The following is a 26,699-nucleotide window of genomic DNA, read 5'->3' as shown; positions in this document are numbered from 1 at the left end:
AGTATAGCGCAAACCGCGCCCTTGACCAAACCCGCGTATTGTCTCACTTAGCGACATGGTACCAATAGAACGACTGCATCAGATCACCCAACGTTTTGAGTTCCTTGAGGCGCAAATGGCCGAAGGCAGCGGCGACATTGCTGCGCTGGCCAAAGAGTATTCCGACCTCAAGCCCGTGGTGGAGCAAGTTCTTGCCTACCAAAAGCTTCTGAGCGATATCGAAGACGCCGAAGAAATGCTGTCTGATCCGGACATGAAAGACCTCGCCGAGGAAGAGCTGCCCGACCTGCGTGCCGCCTTGCCGGAGGCCGAACACGCCTTGCAGCTGTCCTTGCTTCCGAAAGACTCTGCTGACGCCCGCCCTGCCATTCTGGAAATCCGTCCCGGCACTGGCGGCGATGAAGCCGCGCTATTTGCGGGCGATTTACTGCGCATGTATCAGCGCTACGCCGAAAACCGAGGTTGGAAACTCGACATCCTCGAAGAGAACGCCACTGAACTGGGCGGTATCAAAGAGGTGGTGGCCCATATCAAAGGCGAAAACGTCTTTGCCCGCATGAAATACGAATCCGGCGTGCACCGGGTGCAGCGCGTGCCCACCACCGAAAGCGGCGGGCGCATTCACACCTCGGCAGCCACCGTGGCTGTGTTACCCGAAGCCGAAGATGTGGATGTGAAAATCGACGCGGGTGACATTCGCATCGATACCATGCGCGCCTCTGGATCTGGCGGTCAGCACGTCAACACCACCGACTCCGCCGTGCGCATCACCCACCTGCCCACCGGCATCATTGTGGTCAGCTCGGAAAAGTCCCAACACCGCAACCGCGAGATTGCGATGCAGGTGTTAAAAACCCGCCTGTTTGATCTGGAACGCCAGCGTATCGACGATGAGCGCGCCGCTGACCGCGCAGGTCAGGTTGGCTCCGGCGACCGCTCTGAACGCATCCGCACCTACAATTTCCCGCAAGGCCGTATGAGTGACCACCGCATCAACCTGACGCTCTATAAGCTCGATCAGATCATGCAGGGCGACCTCGATGAAATCATCGACGCGCTCACAGCAGATGCACAGGCCACAGCACTGGCGGAGATGAACGGGTGAAAGGCACCATCGCAGCCTTGGTAAAGCGGGCCGTGTCGGTGTTGCAGGACATCCCCGTCGACAACCCCGTTGGCGAGGCCCGCCTTTTGGTCAGCCATGCAACCGGCGTTCCTGTGGACCGTTTGACGCTGGAACTTCGCGAACCCGCTAGTGAAGCTCAGGAAGCTGCCCTAGAAGCCCTTCTCACGCGGCGCACAGCCCGCGAACCCATCTCCCATATACTTGGAAAGCGCGCCTTCTTTAATCACGAATTTATCGTCACACCGGACGCATTAGACCCCCGTCCCGACACGGAAGCGCTTGTCCTGCAGGCGCTTGGGGCACGGTTTTCAACCGTGCTTGATATGGGTACAGGTACCGGCGCAATCATCCTTTCGCTGCTTGCTGAACGGCCCGACACAACAGGTGTGGCGACCGACCTTTCCCCCGCAGCCCTGAAAGTCGCCCGCCGGAACGCAGACCAAATTGGCCTCACCGATCGGCTGACCCTACTGGAAAGCGACTGGTACGCCGCTGTGACAGGCACTTTTGACCTAATCGTGTCCAACCCGCCTTACATCGCGCTCGACGAGATGCCTTATCTCGGCCGTGAACTTTCCTATGAGCCACGCATGGCGCTCACCGATGAAGGTGACGGCCTGTCCGCTTACCGCACAATCATCGACGGTGCCGCTGCGCGCCTCACCTCAGACGGCTGGCTCATGGTGGAAATCGGCTGGAAACAAGGACCTGCTGTAGAAGCGCTTTTTCACGAGGCCGGTTTCCAGAATGTCGACATTCATGCTGACCTGGACCACCGCGACCGCGTTGTTGTGGGCCAAAAGGGCTAAATCCCACGCAAATTTTCCTTTTTGCAAGCTTTGACGTGATAAAAGCACTTGTGCGAACGCCAAAGGCACAATATCAAGTTCTTGTCCTTCTGGTGGATGCCCGTTCTGCGGGCGGTCCCGATTGGACATCAAGCCACAAATTGTCGCCCCCGGAATACTGATCGCAAGAGGCGTGAAACGGGACGAGCGACCGCAATTATTTAAGGCTGGATTGCAGATAAAATGAGATCTTCGAAGTCACGCTCGCGGAATAAGTCAAACCGCAATCGCCCCACGTCGGGCAATATCGTCAACCGTGTGTTTGACAGCTCCGGTCCGGAAGGCAAAGTGCGCGGCACCCCTCAACAGGTGATCGACAAATACAATCAGCTTGCGCGCGACAGCCAGCTGGGCAATGACCGCGTTGCCACGGAAAACTTCCAGCAGCACGCCGAACATTACCAGCGCATGTTGAACGAGGCACAACGCGAACAAGACGCGCGCCGCGAGGAACAAGACCGTCAGAACCGCGAACGTCAGGCCGAGCGGGACCGCGAACGGCGCGAACGCATGGAACGTCAGGAGCGCGAAGGCAACAGTGGCGGTGGCAACCGCGACAAGGCCCCTGCCCCCCAAGACACAGCGGCCGCACCGGTGGACCTCTCTGAGGCCGATCAGCCTGATCTGATCGTGGACGTGGCTGAAAGCAATCTGGTGGTGGACACCCCAGAGGCGGAAGCACCAGCACCCAAAAAACCGCCGCGCAAACGCACGCCGCGCAAAAAGCCCGAAGACAAGGCTGAGGCGTCCGGTGAAAAGACCGAAAAGAAGCCACGCCGTGCGCCAAAGAAAACCGAAGCCGCAGCAGAGCCTGCCGCCGCTCCGGCTGAAGACAGCAAAGCGGCCGAGTGATCCTCCACTGCTAGACACAAAAAAACCCCTCGCCGGTTCTCACCTGCGAGGGGTTTTCTTTTGGTCAGGCGCTTATCCGTGCGCCAGAACCTGATCCATCATTGCTTGGGTGCCACGCGCCTGCTCCAGCGGCCAGGCGTAAGTCTCGCCCGCGCGGATCGCCCGGCCAAAAGCTTCCACCTGCTGCACATATTGGTTCACCACCGGAAACCGCTCAATGTGCACAGTTTGATCTGGCATCGACAGATGCAATTCCGCCTGATCAAACTTGCCCGCGTTAAACGGACAGGTCAGTGTCATCAGGCCTTTCTCACCGTGAAAATGCATCTCTTGCCGCGGTGCTGACCGGATCGAGGTGTAAGCCTGATAGGTGAACCCCTCAAAGCCAAACCCCATATCCGCAAATGTATCCACCCCATGCTCCCACTGCACCCGAGCATAATCGAGCTGCACCGGCTCCTGCCCCGTGGCAAACCGCACGCCGCCCAGCACATAAACGCCAATGTCACGCAGCCCACCACCACCGGACGCCGCCTGATTGCGGATATTGTCGGTGTCGTCGTTGAAAAACGAAAACGCCCCGTTCACATGCACCAGCTTGCCAATGGTTCCGTCCGCCAACAACGCCTTGGCCCGCTGCCACTGTGGGTGATGCACAATCATGTAAGCTTCCGCTGCCAAGAGCCCCGCCGTGTCCCGCGCCGCAATCAGGCGATCTATCTCGGCCACATCCATGCCAACCGGTTTCTCGATCAACACAGGCTTGCCCGCCTCAAGCGCCTTGATGCCCCACTCCACATGCAGATGGTTGGGCAGTGGAATGTAAACCGCGTCAATGTCTGGATCGTTCAGCAGATCCTCATAGCTCTCATGGTGCCGCACTCCAGGTGCAAAGGCGGCAAATCCCGCGACTTTCGCAGCACTAGACGATGCCACTGCCGCAAGCACTGCGCCATGCGCCGCGTGGATCGCTGGCCCCATGGTGGTTTTGGCAAAATTGGCGGCCCCGAGGATGCCCCAACGGACAGGTGAGGTGGTCATGATAGCGCTCCCATTTGATGTTGGGAGGCTATGCCGCAGGCTCTTGGCGTGCAAGCGCACAAATAACCAGGTGGTTTAGCGCAGCTCTTTAAGGGAAAACGCACCCATGCGTTTGTTCAGCTTGTCGAGCCAAGTCTTGGCCTTCATATCCAGACAATGATGGCGGAAGAACCAAAACAGGAAAGGTTCAAACGGCCAGTCTGTATCGAGAGCAGTGTCAATTGCGGCGGGCACATCCGTCAAGTTCTGCACGGTTTGCGTACAGTGATGGAAATCCACCCGTCCAAAAGTGAGCGACGGGACTTTGTGCAACATCGCTTCCACCGCCACGCTGGAACTGATCGACGCGCAGAGCGCTGCGTCTTGCAAGATATCATGCAGATTACCATCCACAATTTGCACGCCATCTGACTGCGCCACCAGCGCCTCAATTTGTGGCCAACTTTCCTCAGCCTTGTTGCGGGGATGGCGCTTGATCAACACCTCACGCCCACCCCGCGCGGCAATCAACGCCGCCGCCATGCTGACTTCATCGGTATACGCAGCCCGCTTTACCGGCAGCGACTCGCCTTGCAAAAACACTGCGATTGCATTCGCCGGATGCTTGGTTGCCTCTGCAGGCTGCCCATGTTTGGACAGGCGCGTCTCCAGTAACCGCTCACGCAACCACCCATTAAACTTGGCCACGCGTTCGGGCCGCACAGTTTCAGGGTCAAACTTCAGATCATAAATCGAGCTCAACCCAAATACGCCTTTGGGATCGGCATACCAGAAATCTTGCAAATAACTTGGGCCTGTGTTGAGCACATTGGGCATCTCAACCAGGCCTTGATGCACAAAATGGAACGCCTCTGGCTCAAACCCGGCATGTGCCCGCAAGTACAACCGCTCGCGCAGCTCCACCTCACCACCTGCCTTTGTCAGCGCAGCTTCCAAAATGCGATAAAACTCCGCCGGGCCGTTGCGGACACCGGGCAGCTGGTGGGCTGGTAAATGCAAAACAAAGCGCGTCATGGTCTCTTCATGGCACCCTGAGCACACCACGTCTAGTTGCAGCGCGCAGGTCCCAACACACAAAAAAACCGGCCCGAAATTGGGCCGGTTCTCATAGCTTTCACTTAGACGCGTTAGTGCGCCGCCAGCATCCCGCGTGTGGCAGCCAACTCGCGCATGCGTTTCTGCAGCTTCTCAAAGGCCCGCACTTCAATCTGACGGATCCGCTCACGGCTCACATCATATTGACCACTCAGGTCTTCCAATGTGACCGCCTTCTCTGTCAAACGGCGTTGGGTCAGGATGTCTTTCTCCCGATCGTTCAGCACGTCCATGGCCTCCGTCAGAAGCTCACGACGGGCATCCAGCTCATCTTTGGCCTCATAGTCTCGCGCTTGGTTGGCGGTTTCATCCTCCAGCCAATCCAGCCACTCCATGGTGCCTTCACCCTCGGTGCCAACCTGCGCGTTCAGCGAAGCATCCCCACCGGACATGCGCCGGTTCATCGAGATCACTTCTTTCTCAGTCACACCAAGGTCAGTTGCAATCCGCTGCACGTTTTCCGGGCGCATATCGCCATCTTCCAACGCGCCAATCCGCGCTTTGGCTTTCCGCAGGTTGAAGAACAGCTTTTTCTGCGCCGACGTGGTGCCAAGTTTCACCATGGACCAACTGCGCAGCACATATTCCTGAATGCTCGCGCGGATCCACCACATCGCATAAGTCGCCAGACGGAAACCTTTTTCTGGGTCAAACTTCTTCACAGCTTGCATCAGACCAACGTTGGCCTCGGAGATCACCTCAGCCTGTGGCAGGCCGTAGCCGCGATAGCCCATGGCAATTTTGGCCGCGAGACGCAGGTGCGAGGTGACCATTTTGTGCGCAGAATCAGCATCTTGCTCTTCCACCCAGCGCTTGGCCAGCATGTACTCTTCTTCGGGTTCCAATAGCGGGAATTTGCGAATTTCCTGAAGATACCGGTTGAGACCACCTTCTGGTGTGGGTGCCGGCAGATTTTTGTAATTGCTCATGGCGAATGCCTCCCTTGTCTGTCTTACGCTGATTGTCTTGGGCGTATGTTTATGTTGTTAACATCAATGTAGGACGCTCACAGAAGGTTTCAACCAGCACGCGCAAATTTCTGACTCCCAGAGTAAGGTTTTTTCCAAGCCAATGCCATGGCTGCCGCCTTACCTCACGGGCAAGTGCGCAATGTTGCAACCGCAAAGGTCTGCCTCCCTTGCGCATGTGCTACTGATTTTGGTTGAAAAGAGCGACAAACCGGTTGGCAATATCCTGTGCAAAAGCGGTTTTTCGGGCGGAGACACCCACGGTGCGTCGAATTTCAGGTGCCTGCCGGAGACGCTGCACCACAACCCCCTTATGGGCCTCGCTGTGGGACAAGGGCACAAACGCAATGCCCAGTCCGGCCGCGACCAAATCAAGAACTTGCTGATCATTGATTGCCTGCGCTGGCGCAACATCAACATCGGCTTCCATGCCCTGCAACCGGTTGGCTTGCGGGCAATACGGCCTATCGATCCGCGGTTCCCCGGCAATATCTGACAGCCCCAAAGACTGCGCCTTTGCTAAGGCCCGATCACAAGCCACCGCCACGCCATAAACCTCTTCGCGCAGCATATCGAAAGAATGACCCGAGGGACAACACAGCTCGGAAACAAGCCCAATATCAGCATCATCTGCACCGTCGCAAAAATTCAGAACCAATTCAGGAGCGTCTTGACGCAAGCTGCGGAACACGGGTGCAAAGGGGGCAACCAGAACGTCCGGCTGGCAGTATATCCGCAGGTTTTTGCGAGGCTTGGCGCGCATACGCTCTGTCACGCCAGTGAGCTTTCGAACCGGGTCCGAAATCTCATCGTAGAGGTTTTTGCCCAGTTCAGTGGCCACCAATCCACGCCGTTCCCTGAGGAACACCGCGCCACCAAGCGCCTCTTCGAGCTTTTGAATGGCAGTGGATACCGTTGGTTGACGCACACCATTTGCCCGGGCCGCACCGCTGAATGAACCGGTCTCAAACGCGCTTTTGAAATAGGTCAAAGGAGTCAGCTCAATCATAGTTGTTACCTATATTTAGCATAAACATTGCCTGAATTGTTTATAGCACAGGACTCTGCGATTTCCATTTGCAATGACACGCATATACGGAGATCCAAAATGACCACGCCAACCGCCATCGAAACCCTGCTTCGAAAATTTGCCGCAGGTGACGCGACACTGTTGGCCCATATGTCCGCTGACATAGATTTTCGCATCGATCACTTTCAGGACGACGAGGATGTCAGCTGGCAATCTGGCCAAGGCCTTGATGCGATGGGGCCAATCCTGCAGCGCCTCGCCACGGAGGTGTTTCCACAGGGCACCAAGGCCAAACGAATCGAGAGCACCGCACTGGATCAATCTGGCTGGGTTATGACCACATTTGAACAGGAGTTTTTCTATGGTGTGCGCAACTGCCTTTGCAACAGCATCACCTACATCATTTCCCATGAGGCCGACGGCCAAGTCGATTTCTTTCGCGAAACCGTAACCAACGTCGTGCCGCTCAACACATAAAAATCACGTGACTTGGCATCTCAGGGAAAGTGAGATCGCCAAGTCATTCTTATGGCGTGAAATTTCCTATTCACGCCCCGCCCAGATCAGCGATCAACTCCGCCATATCTTCTGGCAAAGGCGCTTCAAACCGCAAATCTTCGCCTGTCACCGGATGCTCAAAGCCCAATACCGCAGCGTGCAATGCTTGCCGCTCAAAAGACTTTGCTGCCATCACCCCTTTGGGGCCAATGGCTTTCTCAGCCAGCTTGCGCCGCCCGCCGTAAACCGGATCGCCAATCAAGCCGTGCCCTGCATGGGTCATATGCACGCGAATTTGATGCGTGCGTCCAGTTTCCAGCCAGCATTCCACCAAGCAGGCCACGGCCGGGTCACCAAGCGGCTCCACAATCCGCACACGGGTCACCGCATGCCGTCCGCCTTCAAACAACACCGCCTGTCTCTGTCGATCCGTTTTATGCCGCGCCAGATGGGTTGTGACTTTCATGATGTTGCCCGGCTCGAAATTCACCCCCCGCACCCCGCGCAGCCTTGGGTCATTGGCATCCGGCACCCCGTAACACACCGCGCGGTAGTAGCGCTCCACCGTGTGGGCCTCAAACTGCGCCGCCAACCCTTGGTGGGCTGCATCGGTCTTCGCGACAACCAACAAGCCACTGGTCTCTTTGTCGATCCGGTGCACAATCCCGGGCCGCTTCATGCCACCCACGCCAGACAGAGTATCCCCACAGTGATGCAAGAGCGCATTTACAAGCGTTCCATTAGGCGTGCCCGGTGCCGGATGCACCACCATGCCGGCGGGCTTATTAATCACAATCAGATCGTCATCTTCCCAGATCACATCCAGCGGGATGTCTTCTGGCCCAATGTGACTGTCTTCGGCAAGCGGCACAGTGATCGCAACCGCTTCACCGCCAGCCACCTTGTGTTTGGGGTCGTTCACCACCGAGCCATCCAACGTCACGCTGCCACCTGCAATCAACTTTGCCAGCCGGGTGCGGCTCAAGCTCGCTTCCACTGGCACATCCCGCGAAAGCGCCTTATCAAGACGCTTGGGCGGATTGTCCGCAATCACAAATTCTACAAGGGCCTCTGCCATGGATGAGTCTCCGGAACCAATTGAACCTGCCAACCTGCGCTTCCTGCGCCTGCTGGTGACAGGGCTGACGGTGGTGATGATGGTCGGGCTTGTAACCGTGGTTGCGCTGATTGTCATGCGCTTCCGTGATGATGGTCCCATCTTACCAGAAAACTTCGCTTTGCAAGACGGTGTGACCGCCCAGGCAGTGACCATGGGGGACGGTTGGGTGGCCGTTGTCACCGATGACAACCGCATCTTGATTCACGATCGCATCACCGGCGCGTTGCGCCAAGAAGTGGTTCTGTCTCCTGAGGCGTTTGGGGCATCTGTGAGCGAATAAACAAGGGCTGCACCGCCGCAACACGCTACGCAAAGGGTTCTGCATTGGTGCGCCCCACACCCGGAAACAAAGGTGAGAAAACGCCAACATTACCCCAAAAATGGAAACAGATTCCGCGCTTTTGCGCGTCTCTCCAAGTATTTTCGTGCAAATGGTGTCCAGTCGCCCTGTTAAAAACACCAGTCACAATGCACTCATCTTGAGTCCTCTGGCCGTTAACAAATCGTGATTCCGCTAATTTCTCCGCATCACATGTGACACAATCCAGCCAATTTTCCCCTTATTTTCTTCGTAAATACGCGTGTTTGCGCGAGTTTGATTGATTTTGTCTCAAATTCGAAATTCCCGATAAAGTGGTCTCAGCAACCAAAAGGACTGAGCCATGTCGCACCGTGACCTCGAAATCGACGATGTCTTCGCCGCAACCGGTGGACCATCACAACCGTCACCTCTCACCGAAGAGATGACGGTCTATCTGGCGACTTTGCTCAACAACAACAACAGTTCCACCAACACCGCCAAAGGCTTCCTCAACCAACCAAACGGCAGCCACCTCGGCGTGCCCGCCGGCTATTCCTACCTGTTCCAACTTGCTGGTCATGATCTGGTGTTCAGTTCGCTGGTGCCCCGTGCCTATGACGATATCGGCGGGCGGTCCCAAAACCTGCGCCAGGAAAAGCTCGCGCTGGAAACTCTGTTTGGCGGCGGCCCTGTTGTGTGCCCACACGCCTTTGACATGAAACCTCAAGACGGTACCCATCGGTTGCGCTTGGGCAAATTCCGCCCAGCTGGTCGCATGTCAGATGACCGTTTGTCCCCGTCAGCGGACCTGCCCCGCAATCGCTACAGCGCCGATGGGCCGGATGCAGATGGGCCTTTTACCGACGTGCTGATCCCCGACTCGCGCAACGATGACAACAATATCCTCGCCCAACTCACTGCGTTTTTTCATGCGGTTTACAACATGCTTGTGGCGCAAGCAGCGACCACTCCAATGCCCGGCACCGGAGACCCGATTCCACCGCATCATCGCGCACGCGTGGCGCGGCTGGCCACGGCGCGCCTCTACCGCCGCATTCTGCGCCACGACCTGCTGCCGCGCATCATGGCTGCGGACATCCTGGCATTGTTTGACGCCACCCCCGATCTGCAACCGCTTGGCCGTACACCTTCACAAACAAACGACCTGTTCGCTTATGGCATTGCCCGCATGGCGCACAGCATGGTGCGCCCCGAGTACATGCTGAACAATGGCGTCGGCGATCATATCCTTGGCGAAGTTGATCTGCGTAAGATCATCAACCATTCCTCGCTGCATGAACCGGGCATGGTGCCCACGCCAATTGACTGGAAGATCGACTGGGATCTGTTCTTCACCGCGACTGGCGCGCAGCTGCCGGACAATTTCAACTGGGCCATTCGTTTTGGACCACACGCCGCAGATGGCATGACCATTGCCACCGCGGGCAAGCCCACCAAAGACCACTACCCCGCGGGCACCGCAATGCGCGATCTGTTGCGCGAAAAATGGGTTGGCTTGGGACGCGTGCAAGACCTGATCCAATCCGCAGCTGATGCTCTGACCGCGCAGGGCCTCACGGCACCGTTTGACGCCGCAACCCACTACGACCGGATCGCCACAACCGGCATGGCCGCCCTTGAGGCTGCCGTGCGCCCAGGCCACAAACCACCCATGTCAGATGCAGACAAAGCGACCATAACCGCCAACCTGCCGCTGGTTACGTTCCTTGCCTTGGAAGCGCAAATCGATGGAAACAACGGTGCCACCTACGGCCCGCTTGGCGGCCTCATCCTTGGCGCGGCCTTTGCCCCGGTCTTTGAGGATGACACGCCATCCGACACGGACGCGCAGATCGCCCAGGCCCTCGAAACTGCCGCCTATGGCAGCACGCCAATTCGCGACATGCCCACGCTGGTCGCGACCACCCCCATCACCTGAAAAACACTGTTCAAACAAGGAGGACGAACAATGGATCCCTATGAAATCAAAATCAAAAACTACCTGAAAATGGGCGAAATCCTGCAAGGATGGGCGCGCGAAGCGGACACTGTGCCGCAAACGGTCGGTGACTTTCGCGATCAAGTGCCCAGCAATGTTGCAGAACTAGCCGAGGAATTTGCCAGCGAAGATCCACTTAAAATCTTCAACGCGCCGGATCAGAAAGTGGTGAGCATCATGCTGCCACATCCAGACGACCTCGACCTGCCACCACCCAGCCCTTACACGCTGCCGGATTTTTACGACGAAGCCTATGATGCAACGCTGGTCACTCCATCGGAGGAAGAGCACAATTTCCGCTCCAAACGCATCGCGGATTACGCACTGCGCAAGTGCGTCTAACCGCAAAAAAATGGTTTAGGATTTGCCGGGATCTAATTGATATCCAAGCGCAATTTTGTCGCTTTGAATCAAATCTGGCACCGGCATATCCGCCAATCGCAACCCGTCCCGCAGCGCAAGCCAGACTTTGCGATTGCGGATCGGGAAGCCAGACACCAACCAGCGTGTGATTTCGGCCCGCTCCGGCGGCCCTTCTGCGACCCAATTGGCCCGCGCAATGCTTTCAAACCGCCGCGCCACCGAAGCCGCCTCAGGCAAGCGCCCGACCAATCCCAGCGCTGACGCATGCCACGCAGGCACGTCATGGGAAATCTCGTCCGATTTCTCAGACGCAGCAATGCAGCCCTCATAATCCCCCGCCATAAACCGCGAAGCCGCCACGTAGCTCCAGTGGGACGGCTGCAATCGGAAGTTCAGTTTGAACAGCAGATCCAGCAACCGATTTGAGGCCTCAAGCTGATCACAAAAGGCCAGCCCCACAGCAGAGGACGTCATCGTCCAAGGGTCATTTTCATTGTACTGAAACGCCAGATCAAAGGCCAATTCTGCCTGCTCAAACTGCCGTGACATCGCAGCGGACCAGCCCATGGCCAGCTGCCCCCGACTGTCCATTGGGTCCAGTTCAATCGCCCGTCGCGCCAGTCGCAGCCCTTCGACATGTAAATTCGGCGAACTATACAGCCCCGGAAAGGAAATCTGCCGCATGTTTTCAATCGACGCGCGGCTGGAATACGCCCGACTGAACTCCGGGTAATCTCGGATCAGTGCGTCAAGCAACCCTTCGGCGGTCTTCCATCCGTCCAGAGTAAACTGCAGAATATGCCCCTGCGCCTCAACCCAACGCTCATACGCGCTTGGTGCGGTTTTGTTGGTGGCAATCAGCGGTCCCTTGAAGGCCGACAGATGCAGGTTTAACGCCACCGCCAACCGCTCTGCCGCCCCCGGCCCTTCGGCCAACGTCATCTGCCCCGCGTCGCTCAGCGCCTCAGACCACAACAACTCACCAGAACTGCGGTCGGACAGAACCGCGCGACAGGCCAAGCTGTCACCACGGAGCTGCGGCTGTAGCACCAATGAGTAACTCGCCGCGCCTGGTTCTCCTACCTGCGCGTTAGAGGCCATCAAAGCTGCATCAAAAATCTGCCACTCACGGAACCTAGAGAGGTTGGCACAGAGCGCTTGACGCAGCGCTTCGGCCTCACCCGCCCGCTCCGCTGACAAATGGCCATAGCTCGGCTGGGCCACAACAATCACCGGGCGCAAGGTCTTGGGCACCGGCGCACTTGCCGGCGACTTAATCTCGACCACCAGTTGCTGGGTTTCCTCAGACGGCTCTTCGCCATACTCCTGATCGAGCAGGCTCCACAGCGACTGATACACAGTCAACGCATTGGCCATTTGGCCACTCTGCCAATACGCTTTGATCAACCGCCGCGCCGCACCCTCATCGGCCGTGTCCATGCTTGCGACAAACTGCAGGATGGCGAGCTGCTCTTCTGGCGTGCCAGCCGCATCTGCCGCCGCATTTAGGCGGTGCCGCATCAACCCACAAACATGTTGAACCGAGTCTGTCACTCGCACAGAAAACATGTCGTTGATTTCAACCTGATCACGATCAAACCGCGCCAACTTTTGCGGATCCACCCGCAAAATCGGCGCCATGTCACCGTGCTCCGCCGCGTCGAGCAGCACATCCAGATCCACGTCAACCCGCTTCTCCGCCAACCACACATCACTGCGATCGCTGGAGATCCCGTCAAACCCCGCGTCATTCAACGCTGCTTTTAGGGCCCAAACTGCGTTGCGCAAGCTGGTCTGCGCCGCTGTCTCGGAGCTGTCCGGCCACAGCACACCGCGCAGTTTTTCCCGCGTCATGCGCAGATCAGGTGACAGCGACAGCAGCACCAAAATCGCCGCCGCTTTCTTCTTTTTGATCTCAACACGCCCGCCATCACACCGGGCCTGAAACCCGCCGATCACGTCGATCTGAAGCCGCTCCGATGGCTTGTCCGGCGCCTCAAAACTGGTTTGGTCCTGCTCCATTAGTAAAGAGGCCCCTGCGTCCATCGTCTTTTTTCCAGAAGTGCCATCTGAAGCCGTGGGCTTACATGTGTTTCCCGCCCAGTCTGCAACGTGGCACTCACTGCTTTGATGGCCCGAAAATGCGCTTCAACACAACCCAGATCGACAATACTTATGGCGCTTTTGGCACAAACCGCGCCCCACGCCTCGTTCGTGATCACACCCCGCATTTCAACCTGCCCCCCAAGCGCAGCTTTCTGCGTCACAAATGCAGCTTTAAACTTGTCCAATGTCAGTGTGTTGACGGTCAGATTTGATCCTTTGGACTCGGGCAAGGCGCCCCGAGAAGCTTCCAACTGATGCCCAAATTCCGCCGCCCCCAGTTCGCGCAACGCGGACACCACTGCTTCTTGTAAATGCATGCCTGCAGCTGCGCCAAAACAAAATCCGCCGCCACGTGCATCAAACGACGCGGCCAGAGCCACCGGCACCCCGGTGTCACAGGTCACATCCAACACCCGCGTCTGTCGTCCAATCCTGCCCCCCAGAACCTGAGCCACAAGCGCCTCAATGCCCAACAGTTCCACAGCCTCTGTTGCCCCGGCCCACCAATGCGTCGCCGCGTCCCGTTCAAAAAGCTCCAACACGCCGTGCCTTTGCGCCGCATCGACGTCTGTGTGCGCGGCTAAGCCTTCCGAAAACCCAGCAGTCTCCGCCTCTGACTTGGGCAAAACCGCCCGCGCCACCGATACTTCCACCTGCTCACTGAAATCGTGCGCCAGAACAGGCGCCTGATCCGACAATCCGCCGACAAATGCGCGCAGCCCAATTTGCTCCGCCGCCTCGCCGGCCAGTCGCACCAAGGCGTTCTCAACCAGATCCCCCGCGCCTGACACTGGTGTGCCATCCTTGAGAACACCGCCTGCAATCACAATCGCAGGCACACAGGCAGGACGCCCAACAAAGACATAGTCCAACCGTCTTAGAACCGGCGCGCAAAACCCCGGCATCGCTTTCGGCAACGCCATCTCGCCCGACGCAGACCGCTCGTACTCCTGCAGTTCCGTGAACATCCCGTCCTGATTCCCCTCACAACCCGGAAAAATATACCGTCAATCACCCGCTCCGGCCCCAAAGATACAAGGTAATCCCGCCAAATCACGCAAGAATAACGGTGGGTTTGGCACATTTGTCTCAAAGACGACCAAACTGGAGGATCCAATGGCCCGCCCCCTCTCAACAGAGACCACAGCCGCAGCCCAAACTGTCGCCAACGACGCCCACAAAGAGGCATTAGAAGCGCTGCGCGACATGTATTGTGACCGTTCTGACGTGACCGGTTATGACATCGGCTTCAAACGTGTTGGTGGTCTGGCGACCAACAAACTATGCCTGCGGGTGCATGTGCAGGCCAAGCTGCCCGACGACGAGCTTGACCCGGGCCAACGTATCGTGCGCCGCATCAACGGCTTTCCTGTGGATGTGGTTGCCAGCACCTACAAGGTGCATCGCGAACAGGCGGATGGGCAAAGCAGTTACACCGCCACTTTACTTTCAGGAAGCCCCTGCCAACGCCGTGGCGCCCACGGGGGCACCATCGGCGCAATAGCCATTGACCGCGCCACCGGCTCACCCGGGGTTTTGTCGAACTGGCATGTGCTGTCCTCCCCCGAAGGCGCCGACAGCGATCTGGTCTATGGCGGCACCACCACTGATCTGCCCATTGCCCGGCTGAGCAAATCCATGTTGTCCCGTCATGGCGACGCCGCTTTTGCGCCCTTGACCGGCGCAACCCCATGGCAGCCCACCTTGAAACACCTCAATCTGACCTTGACCGGTGTGGCGTCAGCAGCTCTGGGCCGCAATCTCTGCAAATATGGCCGCACCACCGGCCTGACCCACGCCCGCGTGGATGGTATTGGCACCTACAAAGTGGTGCACAACTTTGCCAACGGCGGCAGCAAAACTGTCGAGGTCGACGGCTTCCGTCTTGTCCCACAAGACATTTCGGCCCCAATGACCGCCTTGTCCCTACCCGGTGACAGTGGGGCCTGCTGGATAGATCCGGACACTGGCGCTGCCGTGGGTTTGCATATGGCAGGCGAAGGTGACGACTGGCCTGGCGGCGAGTGTGCCTTGGCGTGCCACATGCACGGCGTTCTGGACCAGCTTGATTTACGATTGGCAACCCCGTGTGACCTGCCCAGACAGGCCCTCTCAGACGCCACTTCCGACCTCTCCAAAACCGCGCCACCACTGCATATGATGATGCGCCCCACCCACACTTTTGCTCCCCAAAGCATCTCGGAACCACATCGTGTGTTCAGTGTACAAGGCAACATTTGGGCCGAATTATTACGCACCATGTTGGCTCAACACCCGGAATTCTCGCAGGTGCCCTTCGACATCGAAGATGCCGTGGCGGACTACTTTGGTTACGGCACCTCCGGTGAGGCGCTGCACACCATCATCCTGGCCTCTGCAGAGTTCCTGCGCGACGGCGCGGTGCCCAACATCGACGTGCTGACCAAAGAAGTGACCTTCCGCGGCGTGTGTTTCCGCATTGCTGAAACCTATCGCGCCCGTGGCTATTGCGTCACCGCCTAAGATCTGCCGAGAACACGCCAAAGGACACCAGCCACATGAGCCAACGCATCTACGCCATCGACACGGTGACGCTGACCCAACAGGAAGGCCAACCGCCCAACCTGCTGGTCCAGGTGCAAGCCAGAGCGGTCTCCTCCGGTTGGCGTGCACCCACTTTGGCGTTGCACCGCTACCGGCAACCGCCAGAAGACGGCATTTTGGCGTTTGATATGATCGGCACCGCCCCGGATTCGCTCAGCACCACGCTGCCCGTGCTCACCCACACTTGCGCTGACACGGTTTTGCCAGACGTGGACCTTGGCAATTTCTGGGGCGTAGATCAGCCGTTGGTTGGGGTGCGCTGCCATGCCCAAAGCAACGCCAAACTGGCGCTTTTACAGCCCAAACTTGGCATTCCAGAAGTCACCCTAATCCCAAAAATCACCATGTCGGAGGATTTTTGCCCCCAGTTTTCCCGCGACATCCGCCCGCTGTTTCGCCCCTACGACATCGCCATGATGATCATGGTGCGTGATCTGGACCTCGGGTCTTATGAAGCTGTGAGCCAACACGGAGCGTTGATTTTGTCACGCCTAAAAGACGGCAGCATGCCCAGCGACGGCCCCTGGCCCGCCAGCGACATCGCGCTGTTTGAACAATGGCTGGCACAGGGCAAAGCGCCTTAAAGCCAAACGCGATCAAAAGCCGCGTTCCTCCCGCTGATGGGTCATCCCCCCGTCAGCACTTGTTGAGACACTTACATCCCCATTGGTGTTTCAACATCCGGGGCGGTTGCCGGGTCTGTCCCCCCGCAACCGCCCCAAATTTTTGGGACGCAAACAACCCGCAACACCACGTGCGCAGGCAATTGAACTTCACATGTATTGAGGGGGGTGGTACCGCCTCCCCGGCTCGAACGGGGGACCCCTGGTTCCACAAACCAGTGCTCTAACCAACTGAGCTAAGGCGGCAACAAGGGCGATTTACCGCCCCCGTTCGGGGATTGCAAGCATCTAAAACACAATTTTGTAGGTTTGTTCGATCAGATCGCAGCCAAAGCTTTGCGCCGGTTTCTCCGCCTCAAGCGCAAAGCCGTTTTTTTCATAGAGCGCACAGGCCGCCTCGTGGCTTTTGTGGGTCCAAAGCGTCAAACCGTCATACCCCACGCCGCGCGCAAACCCCAAACATGTGTCCAGCAGATGTTGCCCAAGACCGAATCCCCGCGCCTGCGGCAGCACCAAAAACAGCCGCAGCTTGGCCCAGTTTTCTTGGGGGCCCTGAACGCAAAACACACTGCCCAACCTGTGACCATCCCAATCTGCAACCCAGCCTCGTTCCCGTGCAAAATCGTGGTCCAACAAAAATCGCTTTAGGATGGTCTCCACCAGTGGCCCAAAGCTGTCATCAAAGCCTTCGTCGCGCGCATAGAGCGTGGCATGGGCCTCGACCAGCCAATCCAGATCAGCCTCTTCAAAGGAACGAACAGCAACACTGCCAAGCATTTTTTCCTCCCCGCCCAACGCAGGACGGCCCGCATTCTTGCCTTTGGGTCACGATCAGGATACCCGATTTGGCAACATATGAGAACGCAGCCCTTTTGGGCCCCCAATCCACCAGGAGATCACTATGGGCATCAACACCGAAAGCGACATCGAAGCCAACCTGCAAATCGGCCCAACCGATCAGGGGTTTGTGCGTATTTTCATCGAAGGCGAGGGCATTGAAATCCCAATGGATTTTGACCCTGAGGAAGCCGAAGAAATTGCCGAAGAAATTCGTGCAGCTGCCGCCACGGCACGGCAGATGGCCAAGTAAACCTCTCGGAGGGCCAGCCCCTCCGGGACATCCCACTGTACCCCCTCCTCGGGATATTTGGGAAATGTGACTGTTAGAGGGACTCGTCCGGCATCGGCGCCAGTTTGGGATCCCGAAAACGGTGCAGCCGCCGCGCCGCATCGGTGGCAAACTTCTGGATCATCTTTTTGCGTCGCGCAGGCGCCAGCTTGTCCTCCGGCGCCATTCGGATGATCTCCGCATCATAAGCATCCGCAAAAATCAGCCCCGTGCCCTCTGGCAGCAGATCCGTGGGAAACTCGGTGTCCACCGCCCAGAAATACCGATCACACCACTCCAGATACCCCTCCCACTTGGTATCCGATTGAAAATCCGCGCGACTGGATTTGCACTCAATCACCCAAATCTCACCCTTGGGGCCAAGCGCCATCACATCCACTCGCAATCCCCGTGTGGGCACAAATTCCTCAATCGACACATAGCCATGGCTGCGCAGATGGCGGCTCACACCACGGGCAAGTAACTGCCCCGGCTGTAAGGTTTGTGTTGCTGTGTCACCCATGCTCCCAACGTGAACATTTAGAGAACAAAATGCAAGTCGCAATTTTTGCCCAACCCCTTGCGCCGTGCCACCCTCAGGCATAGATAGAGAGGCGGCGGGTTCTGCCCTTCTCGTAATTCGGTTGCATTCCGGTGGCCTTAAGCAATTCCGAGGGAGCTGGCTCTGTTCTGGTCCTGGCCTGATTACCTGGCACCCACCTGTACATACAGGTCCTCGGGAATGAGATAACCCTACGGCTGCGTTTGCGGGCCCGCCACTTACCTCCCTTCAAATCCCCCCATCAGCGGCTGCCTTTTTGGTCCGCGCTTGCGTTATGTCAGAGGCCACTTGACTCAGTACCAAATGGTATCATATATATTGAGATACCAAATGGTATCACTTGAGCGAGACTGTTATGCCCGATCACCTACAACCCGTGTTCCGCGCCCTTGGCGATCCCACCCGTCGCGACATCCTGCGCCTTTTAGGACAGGAGCCGATGACCATAGCCGAAGTGGCTGAGAACTTTGATATGACCCGCGCCGCTGTGAAAAAGCACCTTGTGGTGCTCAGTGACGGCGGATTGATCGAGGTTGCCCCGCGCGGCCGAGAAAAGGTCAATTCTCTCAACGCCTTGGCCCTCAAACCTGCGCTGGAATGGATGGGATGGTTTGATCAATTCTGGGACGACCGTCTCGACGCATTGAAAACCGCAATTGAAAAGGACACCACAGATGACACTGGACACAACAATGGCTGAGCTTTCCCAAGACACCACCATTCGCAAATCGGTTTTTCTGGCCGCACCCAAGACCCGCGTCTGGGAGTTCCTGACCAAAGCTGACCTGCTCAACGAATGGTTTCACCCAGCTGAGAAAGACCTCGCAGAGGGCGAAGACTACACGCTGACGTCGCAAAAAGATGGCGACCGCATGTGCTGGGGTAAAGTGGTGAAAGCCACCCCACATGACTACATGAAGTGGGATTTCACAGTGGGGCCGATGGACGGCGCCATGAGCACCGTGGAGTGGGAACTTTCCGAAGCCCCCGGCGGCACGCGGCTGACGCTGATCCATTCTGGCCTACCCACCAATGTCGACGGCTTTGGCCTGGTTATGGCGCTCGACAAAGGCTGGCACGGCTTCCTGTCCAACCTGCATGACATGCAGTGACCAAAACAAAAGCGCCCCAATTGCGGGGCGCTTAAACGTACGACGTTCTAAAGGGTTTAGCGGTGGGTCTGGCGCGTCTGCGGCTTGCGATCAATCTTCACCGGCACCGGCTCTGCCAGCATCACTGGCAGCATGCCGCGTTTTCCGCCACCCGGATGGTCATCCTCTTTCATGCGCATGACTGCGATGCCAAATTGCACGCCGGCAAACACAATACCATTGAGCACCCACATCACACCCACCGCCAGAATGCCGTCAGAGCTGCTGCTCACCAGATGCCAGAGATTGGCAATGTTGAAGTAAAGCAGCATCGTCACAAAAGCGGCGGAAATGGCGAACCCAATAGCCACTTGACGAATATAGAGCGAAATCAGCTTTGGCATGGCAGTGCCTCCTCAAACACCATTAAACGACAGCGCCATCAGAACGGCAAGTCACAGCTGCGCGACACGCGCCACAATGACACAGGGCAGCCCGTCGTGCGCGCCACCCTGCCCTGCCATCCTTAACAACTGCTTAAAACCTGTGCGACCTCACTCTGCCGCCATCATCTCCGCCATGACCTCCGGCGGAATTTCCGCTTCAAACCCCATCAGCGTTTTGTCCACCGGATCAAAGGCTGTGGCGCGGTTGGTCCACACCGCAAGTTGGGCGGTGTATTTCTCAAGTTGATCCAAAATCGACGCCCGCAGAAAGATCGATCCTGGCTGAGCCGCATTGGTGGAATAAACGGGCGACCCACAAGTGCCGCAGAAGTGCCGGCTCACCAGGTTGCCGCTGTCCGCCGGTTTCTCAAACGCGGTCACCGCGCCGCTCAACGTCAGTGCATCCTCCCGCACCGCGACATGGGTGCAATGCCCCGTGCCGCTGGATTTGCGGCAATCTTCACAATGGCAATGACCCACGGCCATCGGCTCCATCGTGCTCTCAAATGTCACCGATCCACACAAACAACTTCCCGAAAATGCTACCGCCATATCGTCTCTCCTTGCTGATTTGGCTTGACCCTAGAGTGAGTCGCTTGCAAAATGCAAGTGACTTCTTAAACAGGCGGAGAGAGCCCTTACATGGCCAAGAAAAACAGATCCGGGTGCCCAATTGCCTCAGGCCTTGAAATTGTTGGGGATCGTTGGACGTTGGTGGTCCTGCGGGACATGCTGACCGGCAAATGCAAATACGCGGATTTCATCGACAGCCCGGAAAAGATCACCACCAATATTCTGGCATCACGGCTGTCGCAGATGGAAGAAAACGGACTTATTCTTAAGCGTGAATATCAAACAAATCCAACGCGCTACAGCTATTACCTCACCCAAAAAGGTGCGGATTTACTGCCTCTGGTGCAAAGCCTCACACGCTGGTCCAATGCGCATTTGGCGCACACCTGGACCCCACCGGCCTATTTTATGGAAATGACGCCGCAACAAGCGGCAAAGGCTGGCGCAAACCACCAGCCGGACAGAGGCGCTTAAAACGCCTCCGGCTTGGCTTCGCGTGCCATATGATCGAGCACGGCGTTCACAAACTTGCCCTCTTTGCCTTCCGGGAAGAAGGCATTGGCAATCGCCACATATTCGGTGATCGCCACTTTGGCGGGCACATCGCTTTGCAGCAATTCAGCACCAGCCGCCCGGAACAATGCCCGGATAGTAGGATCAATCCGGTCAATTGGCCATGCGGCGACCAAGGCGCGGTCGGTCATCTGGTCAATGGGCGCCTGATAATTCACCGCATCTTCAAGCGTCTTGCGGAAGTGATCCACATCGCCCTCAATCATGTCGGAATTGTCGTCCACTTCGGCACCAAACCGGTGATCCAGAAACTCCACCCGCACCTGATCCACAGTCTGGCCCGAGCTTTCCATCTGAAAGAGCGCCTGCACCGCATACAAGCGGGAGGCCGATTTCATCTTACGTTTCTGGTTACCGGATAGGGTCATGCTGTTGGGTTGTCCTTGAGTTCGCCTGCCAGCTTATATTCCTCAGCATCGGGCAAAAACCCAACGCCTTTGCGCTGAGCGCCCCACTTACGGCCCAACGCCACAAGATGCAAGGCCGCAGCGGCCGCGCCGCCGCCTTTGTTCTGATCCTCAGGATCCGCCCGCACTTCGGCCTGGGTGCGGTTTTCCACGGTCAGGATACCATTGCCGATGCACAGGCCTTGCAGGCCCAGCATCTGAATCGCGCGGGAACTGTCGTTACACACGGTCTCATAATGCGTGGTCTCACCACGAATGACACAACCCAAAGCGACATAGCCATCAAAGTTGCTCATACGTTCAGCAATGCCAATCGCGGTTGGGATTTCCAACGCACCTGGCACTTGCACCACTTCATAGGTGCCGCCAGCCGCTTCGATCTCTGCCACAGCCCCCGCCAGCATATTGTCGGCGATATCTTTGTAGTAAGGCGAGATCACAATCGCGAGCTTCACCGGCTTATCAAACTCCGCACGTGGCATGATGTAGTGTATTTCAGCGCCAGCCATGACTTATTCCTCCGTCAGGATCGGGCGGGTGCCCACAATGGACAGCCCGTAAGCGTCCAGACCAAGATACTTTGTTTGTGGGCTGTCTGTCAGCAGGATCAACTTTTTGCAGCCCAGATTGGACAGGATTTGCGCGCCCAGACCGGTGCGCTTCACCGTGCGTGGGCCTTCATCCTCTTCGGCATAGAGGCTGTGGCGCACCTCGCGGAACAGGCAGACAACACCCCGCCCCTCATCGGCAATTTTGCGCATCGCCGCTGGAAGCTCGTTTACAGACTTCGGCCCTAGCCCCAACACGTCGCTGGCCTCATGTAACGCATGGGTCCGCGCCAACACCGGCTCCGGTGTGGTGATATCGCCTTTGATCATCACCACATGCTCAATGCCGTGGATCTGATCGGTGAAAATCCGCATGTCCCAGTCACCGCCGTATTCCGACGCCACTGTTTCGCGCGAGGTCTCAACCACTTCGTTGTCCACACGCGAGCGGTAGGCAATCAAATCGCTGATGGTGCCAATTTTCAGGCCATGTTTCTTGGCCACTTCAACCAGCTCTGGCAGACGCGCCATGGTGCCGTCGTCGTTCATGATCTCACAGATCACTGCGCTTGGGTGACACCCTGCCAGACGGGAAATGTCAACGGAGGCCTCAGTATGCCCTGCCCGCACCAGCACCCCACCACGTTTGGCACGCAGCGGGAACACATGCCCCGGTGTTGCCAAAGCTGCCATGGTGTTCTGCTCATTGATTGCTGTGGCAATGGTCAGCGCCCGGTCGCCAGCAGAAATCCCGGTGCTCACACCTTCACGTGCCTCAATCGATACAGTGAAAGCTGTCTCATGCCGCGACGAGTTGTTTACCGCCATCATCGGCAGATCAAGATGGTCAATGCGTTCTGCTGTCATCGGCAGACAGATCAACCCGCGGCCATGCGTGGCCATAAAATTGATCGCAGTCGCATCCGCAAATTCAGCCGGGATGATAAAGTCACCCTCGTTTTCGCGATCCTCATGATCCACAAGAATATAGATGCGGCCCTGACGAGCCTCTTCGATGATTTCTTCAATGGGGCTGATCGCGTCACGCAGGCTTTGCTCGACGGGGCCGGGATTTTCAAAGGACATGGGCTGTCTCCGCTGTGTTGCGGCTGAGATAGACCATGCGGGCCATAAATAAAAGTGCAGCCACGACACCCGAAGGCTCAAAAACGCAACGACACTGTGCGCACATGCAGAGCTTCCGGGATGTTAGCGCTTGCGCTTTGATCTTGAAGACAGGCTCAGCCTGCGCTGAGCCTGTGAAGGGGCGCTGCCCCTTTTTGGCGATGCCAATTCATCCCCGAGGTATTTGCGGAAAGAGAAAGCCTAACAACATCCTGAGGTTGCGGTGCCACAGCCACCCGCGGCGGCCACTTGTGGCGCTTCCTCTTTCAGGCCACGCCCAAGATAAGTCACGTCCGCCAGATAGAAATTGATGAAGGCCGCCTCAAAGTCCTCCGCCCCGGCTTTCTGCGCTAGCCCAGTCGCCATGATTTCCGCCTGCCAGGCCTGCACTTTTGGACGACCGTCCAGGAAATCATACCCCGTGTGGTCCTTGATGATCTGCGCCCGGTGCAGCAGCACCAGCCAGGCAATATCCACGACCCCAAGCTGGTCACCGCCAAAAAACGGCCCGTCCCCAAGTGCCTTTTCGATCTTGTCAAACGCCGCGCCCAGCTTGGCCGACTTCTCCGCCAAGGTCTCCGCATCCCGGCTGCGCATGGTGCCACATTGCACAAGGTAGTTCTTGGCCGCCAAGTAACACCACGCGCGGTTCAACGCCTTCTGCTCCAGCGAGACATTCGCTTCTAGCGGTGCATAGGCCTCTTCGATGTATTCAATGATGGCCTCACTCTCAAACAGCGCCACGCCGCCTTCGGTCACCATCACCGGCACCTGCCCGTTGGGCGAAATGTCCAAAAACCACTGCGGCTTGTCCGACAGCGAGATGTAGTCGACCTGATAGTCCAGCCCTTTGGCCTCCAGAAGCGCAGTCACTCGCTGCACAAACGGGCAGATTTTGAAGCTCACAATTTTGATCATTGTCTGTGTCCTTTTGATCTCTTTGACCTGAAGACGCGGGAGAGTGGAAAAAGACGACAAGTTTCGCAAAGTTTTTCCGAACCCCTTTGGTTTTATCGCCATCCCGCCGCATACTACGTTCAAATTTCACATATTTATTGGAGAGCCCCATGTCTTTGCGCACCGTGTCTTTTGCCGCCCTGACCGCCGCCTGTCTGGCCTTGCCCGCATTGGGCAGCGAAGAAAGCAAAACCTGGGAGGCCAGTCCGGAGGCCACGCAGTTTGTGAAAGACACCATTGTGCTTGGCATGTTGGCCAGTCCCTACGGCACCGGCTGGACTGAATATGAGCAACTGCACACCTACTTCCAACGGGCGCGGGACAACGGCATCACCGGCCACGAAATGACCCTGGCCGCCGCGGACCAGTCCTGGGAGACCTTTCTGGAGCAGCACTACCACTTCCGCGCCGCCATGGCGCAACAGCCGGAAAACTACCTGATCGTGAATGAAACCCGCGACATCGAAGCCGCGCATCTTCAAGGCAAAACCGCCGTGATCTGGAACAGTCAGACCGCAACCATTCTCAACGGTGACTTGAAAAAGATGGCCGCGCTCAAGGACATTGGCGTAAAATCCATGATCCTGGCCTACAACGACATCTTCCGCACCGGCTCCGGCCAATTGGCTGCTCAAAACGGCCGCGACATTGGCCTCACCCCCTGGGGCAAAAAAGTCATCGACGAAATGGTGCGCTTTGGCATCTTGCTTGATCTGAGCCACACCGGCTCCAAAACCGCCAATGACGCCATGGACTACATGGATGAAACCTACCCCGGCGTGCCCTACGTCTACACCCACTCGGTCCCGGCGGGCCTTTACACAAATGAACCCAACGCCACGCCGCAAGGCTGCTACCGCGCCATTCCGGATGACGAAGCCCTGCGAGCGGCAAAATCTGGCGGCTACATCTCACCGACGTTTACCGAGTGGATGTTGGATGGCATTTGGCCAGATGATATCTCCCCCGCGCAAGCTGCCGACATGATCGACTATTATGTGAAACTGGTTGGCGTGGACCATGTGGGTATCGCCACGGACGATATGTTCTCCACCGAGCTTGTGGTCGCTTTCGCCACAGCCAATGCCGATATGTACAATGATGGCGGCTATATGATTGACGCGTTTGACAAAGGCGCCACCGGCAATGGCGAACTTGCCAAAATGCTCGCCGCCATGACCGACGATCTCTGGGCGCGCGGCTATACCAACGAAGACCTCGCCAAAATCTACGGCGGCAACAAGATGCGGGTCTTTGCCCAGGTCTGGGAAGGCAAACCGCCAGAGCAGTTCCTGCAAGAATACCCGGAACGCCTGCGCCTGCGTCAGGAACTTGAGGGCAAGTTCTTCAACCGCTGATCCAGCTCAGCAACCGCCACAGCGCTTTTCTCTGGGCGTCGCCTCTAGGATCTCTCCCCTGGCGCCCAGTTCCATCGCACAACACGCCCGATACTGATCCGCCATTTTCTCCCGCGCGGCCTGCACCCGGGACTTGAGCGTGCTGTAGGCCAGCCCCATCTCCGTCGCGACGTCTTTCTGCGGTCGTCCGTCAAGGTCCACCGCCCGCAACAATTCGGCATCTTGCTCTGGCAGAGCGGACAGGAACACGCTCACGCAGCCCTCCAACTCCCGCAGCGCCCCTGCTTCCTCGGCGTCGCCGTACCAAAGGTCATCCGCATCAACGGCCCGCGCCTTGCCGCGCGCGCGGTAGAAATCAATGGTCGCATTGCGCGCCACTTGAAACAGCCAAGCCCGAAGCGCCGCTGGGTCTCGCACGTCGGACAAATGCGCATGGGTCTTGATCAGGATGTCCTGCAACAGATCTTCCACATCCGCCTCATTGGCCACCCGCTTGCGCAGAAAGCCGCGCAAGGCGCCGCTGTAGTCCTGCCAAATCTGATCCAGCTGCATGTTATCTGCCTCGCGCGTCTTTCAACTCAAAATTGGGGCGTCGGACAAAAGACTGCAAGGGCCGCCGCCCAAAGCGCAGCCTTGCTTTCTCACTCCAAAAATACCTCGGGGGTCTGCGGGCTGCCCCCCCGCCTTGCAAGTCTTAACGCAGGCGGCCCATGCAACAGGCGCCAAAAACGCACCTCCGCAAAACAGCTGCGATACAGCCGTAATACCGACGCGTTGCCACCGCCGTTCGGTGGCTTAAGACGACATCTCCGACAGCCGCGCCACATAGCGCGCCAGCGTGTCGATCTCGAGGTTGATCTTATCACCGACCTTGGCGTTGCCCCAGGTGGTGACATCTTTGGTGTGTGGAATGATGTTCACACCAAAGTCACAGCCGTCCACCTCATTCACCGTCAAAGACGTGCCATTGAGCGCCACAGATCCCTTGGGAGCAATGAACTTTGCCAGAGTTTCCGGTGCCTTAAAGGTAAACCGCGTGCTGTCACCCTCATCGGTCATAGCAACAATCTCGGCCACACCATCAACGTGCCCAGACACGATATGCCCGCCCAGCTCGTCACCAACCTTCAGTGCCCGCTCAAGGTTCACGGCCCGGCCTTCACTCCAATCACCAAGATTGGTTTTGGAGACTGTTTCCGCTGAAATTTCAACATCATACCAATCGTCACCCAAGGCGATAACGGTCAGGCAAACCCCCTCACTGGCAATCGACGCGCCCAGTTCAATGCCGCTGGTGTCATAAGCCGTTTTGATGCGTGCCTTCAGGTCGCCGCGCTGCTCCAGCGCAACAATTTCGCCAACGTCAGTGATAATTCCAGTAAACACGGGCCGCGCTCC

The 26,699-nt window shown here is 57.5% G+C and carries 30 protein-coding genes, 1 tRNA gene and 1 pseudogene; 14 read left to right on the top strand and 18 right to left on the bottom strand.

Annotation, left to right across the window (positions count from 1 at the left end; all coding sequences use genetic code 11):
* The first annotated feature begins 55 nt into the window (after positions 1–55).
* The 3 genes from prfA (at position 56) to QZ517_RS01735 (ending at position 2,826) form a co-directional block, all read left to right on the top strand.
* Positions 56–1,105, top strand: a complete 1,050-nt coding sequence (gene prfA, locus QZ517_RS01745) for a peptide chain release factor 1 (RefSeq protein WP_294221099.1) — start codon at positions 56–58, stop codon at positions 1,103–1,105.
* Positions 1,102–1,935, top strand: a complete 834-nt coding sequence (gene prmC, locus QZ517_RS01740; protein WP_294221096.1) for a peptide chain release factor N(5)-glutamine methyltransferase — start codon at positions 1,102–1,104, stop codon at positions 1,933–1,935. The genes prfA and prmC overlap by 4 nt, the downstream gene beginning before the upstream one ends.
* A gap of 222 nt (positions 1,936–2,157) precedes the next feature.
* Complete coding sequence (locus QZ517_RS01735; protein ID WP_294221092.1) at positions 2,158–2,826, top strand: DUF4167 domain-containing protein; 669 nt, start codon at positions 2,158–2,160, stop codon at positions 2,824–2,826.
* 72 nt (positions 2,827–2,898) lie between these two features.
* Here QZ517_RS01735 and QZ517_RS01730 read toward each other — a convergent pair whose 3' ends face one another.
* The 4 genes from QZ517_RS01730 to QZ517_RS01715 all read right to left on the bottom strand — a co-directional run bounded on the left by QZ517_RS01730 (position 2,899) and on the right by QZ517_RS01715 (position 6,939).
* Entirely contained in the window at positions 2,899–3,867 is a 969-nt protein-coding gene (locus QZ517_RS01730) for a Gfo/Idh/MocA family oxidoreductase (RefSeq protein ID WP_294221088.1), read from the bottom strand.
* Between the two features lie 75 nt (positions 3,868–3,942).
* Entirely contained in the window at positions 3,943–4,881 is a 939-nt protein-coding gene (locus QZ517_RS01725) for a DUF6716 putative glycosyltransferase (protein ID WP_294221085.1), read from the bottom strand.
* Between the two features lie 113 nt (positions 4,882–4,994).
* Entirely contained in the window at positions 4,995–5,891 is an 897-nt protein-coding gene (gene rpoH / locus QZ517_RS01720; protein ID WP_294221081.1) for an RNA polymerase sigma factor RpoH, read from the bottom strand.
* A gap of 220 nt (positions 5,892–6,111) precedes the next feature.
* On the bottom strand, positions 6,112–6,939 hold the full coding sequence (locus tag QZ517_RS01715) for a LysR family transcriptional regulator (RefSeq protein WP_294221073.1): 828 nt from the start codon (positions 6,937–6,939) through the stop codon (positions 6,112–6,114).
* A gap of 99 nt (positions 6,940–7,038) precedes the next feature.
* Between QZ517_RS01715 and QZ517_RS01710 the strand changes: the two genes are divergently transcribed.
* Positions 7,039–7,437: a hypothetical protein gene (locus tag QZ517_RS01710; RefSeq protein WP_294221069.1), complete on the top strand. Its 399-nt coding sequence runs from the start codon at positions 7,039–7,041 to the stop codon at positions 7,435–7,437.
* 70 nt (positions 7,438–7,507) lie between these two features.
* Here the strand turns inward: QZ517_RS01710 and QZ517_RS01705 are convergent, their stop codons facing one another.
* Entirely contained in the window at positions 7,508–8,536 is a 1,029-nt protein-coding gene (locus QZ517_RS01705) for an RluA family pseudouridine synthase (protein ID WP_294221066.1), read from the bottom strand.
* On the opposite strand from QZ517_RS01705, the gene QZ517_RS01700 reads away from it, so the two are divergent.
* From QZ517_RS01700 to QZ517_RS01690, 3 genes are all read left to right on the top strand, one after another.
* Complete coding sequence (locus QZ517_RS01700) at positions 8,535–8,858, top strand: DUF6476 family protein (RefSeq protein WP_294221061.1); 324 nt, start codon at positions 8,535–8,537, stop codon at positions 8,856–8,858. The genes QZ517_RS01705 and QZ517_RS01700 overlap by 2 nt on opposite strands.
* 382 nt (positions 8,859–9,240) lie before the next feature.
* A complete protein-coding gene (locus QZ517_RS01695; RefSeq protein ID WP_294221057.1) occupies positions 9,241–10,818 on the top strand; it encodes a hypothetical protein in 1,578 nt (525 codons plus the stop codon).
* A gap of 30 nt (positions 10,819–10,848) precedes the next feature.
* Positions 10,849–11,220 carry a hypothetical protein gene (locus QZ517_RS01690; protein WP_294221054.1) on the top strand — a complete coding sequence of 124 codons (372 nt, stop codon included), beginning with the start codon at positions 10,849–10,851 and terminating at the stop codon, positions 11,218–11,220.
* 15 nt (positions 11,221–11,235) lie between these two features.
* Here the strand turns inward: QZ517_RS01690 and QZ517_RS01685 are convergent, their stop codons facing one another.
* Together QZ517_RS01685 and QZ517_RS01680 are read right to left on the bottom strand one after the other, a co-directional pair.
* Positions 11,236–13,263, bottom strand: a complete 2,028-nt coding sequence (locus QZ517_RS01685) for a BTAD domain-containing putative transcriptional regulator (protein WP_294221051.1) — start codon at positions 13,261–13,263, stop codon at positions 11,236–11,238.
* A complete protein-coding gene (locus QZ517_RS01680) occupies positions 13,263–14,315 on the bottom strand; it encodes a YcaO-like family protein (RefSeq protein WP_294221047.1) in 1,053 nt (350 codons plus the stop codon). The genes QZ517_RS01685 and QZ517_RS01680 overlap by 1 nt, the downstream gene beginning before the upstream one ends.
* Before the next feature lie 148 nt (positions 14,316–14,463).
* On the opposite strand from QZ517_RS01680, the gene QZ517_RS01675 reads away from it, so the two are divergent.
* Together QZ517_RS01675 and QZ517_RS01670 are read left to right on the top strand one after the other, a co-directional pair.
* Positions 14,464–15,849: a hypothetical protein gene (locus tag QZ517_RS01675; RefSeq protein WP_294221044.1), complete on the top strand. Its 1,386-nt coding sequence runs from the start codon at positions 14,464–14,466 to the stop codon at positions 15,847–15,849.
* 35 nt (positions 15,850–15,884) lie between these two features.
* Positions 15,885–16,514 carry a hypothetical protein gene (locus tag QZ517_RS01670; RefSeq protein ID WP_294221040.1) on the top strand — a complete coding sequence of 210 codons (630 nt, stop codon included), beginning with the start codon at positions 15,885–15,887 and terminating at the stop codon, positions 16,512–16,514.
* Between the two features lie 208 nt (positions 16,515–16,722).
* Here the strand turns inward: QZ517_RS01670 and QZ517_RS01665 are convergent.
* Both QZ517_RS01665 and QZ517_RS01660 read right to left on the bottom strand, forming a co-directional pair.
* Positions 16,723–16,799 (bottom strand) — tRNA-His (locus tag QZ517_RS01665).
* Positions 16,800–16,841: 42 nt separating this feature from the next.
* Positions 16,842–17,330: a GNAT family N-acetyltransferase gene (locus QZ517_RS01660; protein ID WP_294221037.1), complete on the bottom strand. Its 489-nt coding sequence runs from the start codon at positions 17,328–17,330 to the stop codon at positions 16,842–16,844.
* 124 nt (positions 17,331–17,454) lie between these two features.
* Here QZ517_RS01660 and QZ517_RS01655 point away from each other — a divergent pair, with 124 nt between their 5' ends.
* Positions 17,455–17,643 carry a DUF6324 family protein gene (locus QZ517_RS01655; protein WP_283425251.1) on the top strand — a complete coding sequence of 63 codons (189 nt, stop codon included), beginning with the start codon at positions 17,455–17,457 and terminating at the stop codon, positions 17,641–17,643.
* A 73-nt stretch (positions 17,644–17,716) separates the two neighbouring features.
* On the opposite strand, the gene QZ517_RS01650 is transcribed toward QZ517_RS01655, so the two are convergent.
* Positions 17,717–18,184, bottom strand: a complete 468-nt coding sequence (locus QZ517_RS01650; RefSeq protein WP_294221026.1) for an MmcB family DNA repair protein — start codon at positions 18,182–18,184, stop codon at positions 17,717–17,719.
* A 394-nt stretch (positions 18,185–18,578) separates the two neighbouring features.
* Between QZ517_RS01650 and QZ517_RS01645 the strand changes: the two genes are divergently transcribed.
* Complete coding sequence (locus QZ517_RS01645) at positions 18,579–18,923, top strand: metalloregulator ArsR/SmtB family transcription factor (RefSeq protein WP_294221023.1); 345 nt, start codon at positions 18,579–18,581, stop codon at positions 18,921–18,923.
* Positions 18,898–19,335: an SRPBCC domain-containing protein gene (locus tag QZ517_RS01640; protein ID WP_294221020.1), complete on the top strand. Its 438-nt coding sequence runs from the start codon at positions 18,898–18,900 to the stop codon at positions 19,333–19,335. Before QZ517_RS01645 ends, QZ517_RS01640 begins: the two co-directional genes overlap by 26 nt.
* A 56-nt stretch (positions 19,336–19,391) precedes the next feature.
* Here the strand turns inward: QZ517_RS01640 and QZ517_RS01635 are convergent, their stop codons facing one another.
* A complete protein-coding gene (locus QZ517_RS01635; RefSeq protein ID WP_294221018.1) occupies positions 19,392–19,718 on the bottom strand; it encodes a hypothetical protein in 327 nt (108 codons plus the stop codon).
* A gap of 150 nt (positions 19,719–19,868) precedes the next feature.
* Positions 19,869–20,312, bottom strand: coding sequence for a GFA family protein (locus QZ517_RS01630; protein ID WP_294221016.1), 444 nt, complete (start codon positions 20,310–20,312; stop codon positions 19,869–19,871).
* A 90-nt stretch (positions 20,313–20,402) separates the two neighbouring features.
* Here QZ517_RS01630 and QZ517_RS01625 point away from each other — a divergent pair, with 90 nt between their 5' ends.
* Entirely contained in the window at positions 20,403–20,807 is a 405-nt protein-coding gene (locus QZ517_RS01625) for a helix-turn-helix domain-containing protein (protein ID WP_294221014.1), read from the top strand.
* Here QZ517_RS01625 and nusB read toward each other — a convergent pair.
* The 4 genes from nusB to QZ517_RS01605 all read right to left on the bottom strand — a co-directional run bounded on the left by nusB (position 20,804) and on the right by QZ517_RS01605 (position 23,904).
* Positions 20,804–21,274 carry a transcription antitermination factor NusB gene (nusB, locus tag QZ517_RS01620; RefSeq protein ID WP_294221012.1) on the bottom strand — a complete coding sequence of 157 codons (471 nt, stop codon included), beginning with the start codon at positions 21,272–21,274 and terminating at the stop codon, positions 20,804–20,806. The genes QZ517_RS01625 and nusB overlap by 4 nt on opposite strands.
* Positions 21,271–21,822 (bottom strand): 6,7-dimethyl-8-ribityllumazine synthase, encoded by a 552-nt coding sequence (locus tag QZ517_RS01615; RefSeq protein WP_294221010.1) that lies wholly within the window; start codon positions 21,820–21,822, stop codon positions 21,271–21,273. Before QZ517_RS01615 ends, nusB begins: the two co-directional genes overlap by 4 nt.
* Before the next feature lie 3 nt (positions 21,823–21,825).
* Positions 21,826–22,947 carry a 3,4-dihydroxy-2-butanone-4-phosphate synthase gene (gene ribB / locus QZ517_RS01610; protein WP_294221006.1) on the bottom strand — a complete coding sequence of 374 codons (1,122 nt, stop codon included), beginning with the start codon at positions 22,945–22,947 and terminating at the stop codon, positions 21,826–21,828.
* Positions 22,948–23,187: 240 nt separating this feature from the next.
* Positions 23,188–23,904, bottom strand: coding sequence for a glutathione S-transferase family protein (locus tag QZ517_RS01605; RefSeq protein ID WP_294221003.1), 717 nt, complete (start codon positions 23,902–23,904; stop codon positions 23,188–23,190).
* Positions 23,905–24,053: 149 nt separating this feature from the next.
* Between QZ517_RS01605 and QZ517_RS01600 the strand changes: the two genes are divergently transcribed.
* The gene (locus tag QZ517_RS01600) at positions 24,054–25,301 is read left to right on the top strand and encodes a membrane dipeptidase (protein WP_294221000.1); all 1,248 of its coding nucleotides are present in this window, start codon (positions 24,054–24,056) and stop codon (positions 25,299–25,301) included.
* A 6-nt stretch (positions 25,302–25,307) separates the two neighbouring features.
* Here QZ517_RS01600 and sigZ read toward each other — a convergent pair.
* A pseudogene (sigZ, locus tag QZ517_RS01595) lies at positions 25,308–25,856 on the bottom strand (RNA polymerase sigma factor SigZ); the annotation flags it as partial.
* Positions 25,857–26,096: 240 nt separating this feature from the next.
* Positions 26,097–26,687 (bottom strand): riboflavin synthase, encoded by a 591-nt coding sequence (locus QZ517_RS01590; RefSeq protein ID WP_294220997.1) that lies wholly within the window; start codon positions 26,685–26,687, stop codon positions 26,097–26,099.
* Positions 26,688–26,699 lie beyond the last annotated feature (12 nt).

Source organism: uncultured Shimia sp. (assembly GCF_913054185.1).
Taxonomy (GTDB): domain Bacteria; phylum Pseudomonadota; class Alphaproteobacteria; order Rhodobacterales; family Rhodobacteraceae; genus Shimia.
This window is presented reverse-complemented; position numbering and strand designations above follow the sequence as displayed.